At 77.5% G+C, this 1375-nt stretch carries 1 protein-coding gene; it reads left to right on the top strand.

Going from position 1 to position 1375, the window contains the following annotated elements; all coding sequences use genetic code 11:
• Window positions 1-1375, top strand: a 1375-nt coding sequence (locus IFT36_RS16040) for a sensor histidine kinase (protein WP_200413665.1), incomplete at both ends; no start/stop codon positions are given.

Genomic DNA, 1375 nt, shown 5'->3' with positions numbered 1-1375 from the left:
CCGGGCAGGCCGGGCAGGCCGGTTCGGCCGGGCAGGCCGGTTCGACCGGGCCCGGGATGGCGACGGTGCGCCGCGTCCTCGACCGGCTGGGCGTGCACACGGTGCTCGGCCGCGACGTCGCCCTCGCCGCCGTCTGGGCCCTCGTCACGATCGCCTTCCTCGCCACGCTGCTGGCCGCGGGCGAGTTCTACGGCGCGAACCGCAGCATCCCGACCGCCCAGATCGTCGCCGTGATCGTGCTGGCGCTCGTCCAGCACGTGCCCCTGGCACTCCGGCGCGTCCGCCCCGTCACGGCCCTGCTCGCGGTCGCCGTCCTGCAGGCCGCCCTGCTCACCGTGCTGCCGACCGGCCTCGCCCTGTGGACGGCCGCCCCCGTCGTCACGGCCTACACGGTCGCCACCCTGCGGCCGACCCGGGACGTCGTCGGGGCGGTGCTCGCCGCCGTGGGCATCGAGGCCGTCGGTGCCGCCGTCGGGGCGTCGGCGATCGTCAAGGACCAGCTGGGCGCCCCCGCCGGGCTCGGCGAGGTCGGCGTCGTCGTCGAGGCGCTCGCCCTCGTGGCCAGCGCCGTGCTGATCAACGGCGTGAGCGCCGCCGTCGGCTCGTGGGTGGCCCTGCGCCGGGCCCACGACCGCGACGCCCGGGCCCGCGCGGCCGAGAGCGTCGAGCACCAGGCGACGCTCACCCGGGCCGCGGTCGCCGCCGAGCGCACCCGCATGGCCCGTGAGCTGCACGACGTCGCCGCGCACCACCTCACCGGGCTCGTGGTGCAGGCCGGTGCCGCCGAACGCCTCGTCGACGGCGACCCCGAGCGCGCCAAGGAGTCCCTCCGCAGCGTCCGCGCCCAGGGCCGCGAGACCCTCGACGCGCTGCGGTCGATCGTGGGCATCCTCCGCGAGACCGGCGACGGACCGAGCGGCACCGTGCCGGTCCCCGGTCTCGGCGACGTGGCCGACCTCGTCTACCAGGCCCGCGCCTCCGGGGCCGTCGTCGCGTCGCACGTCGACGGGACGCTGCCCTCGCTGGCCCCGCTCGCCGACGTCACGGCCTACCGCACGGTGCAAGAGGCGCTCGTCAACGCCCGTCGGCACGCGCCGGGGGCGACGGTCGAGCTGCACCTGACCGCGACGGCCGGGTCCCTCGTGATCGTCGTCGAGAACGACCTGCCCGTCGTTCACGACACGTCGGGGGGCAGCGGCTTCGGGCTGGTCGGCATGCGTGAACGGGCCGACCTGATCGGTGGGCGGCTCGACACCGGAGCGACCGCCGACGGGCGCTGGCGGGTGCGACTCGAGCTGCCGGTCGAGGCCGAGGCCTCGACCGAGGCCCCGGCCGGCGGGCCGTCGGCGACACCTGCGGCGTCCGGGGCCGACGG

The sequence above is a fragment of the Frigoribacterium sp. CFBP 13605 genome (genome assembly GCF_014839405.1).
Classification (GTDB): domain Bacteria; phylum Actinomycetota; class Actinomycetes; order Actinomycetales; family Microbacteriaceae; genus Frigoribacterium.
Note: the sequence above shows the minus strand (reverse complement) of the source record. Positions and strands in the feature narration are given on the sequence as shown.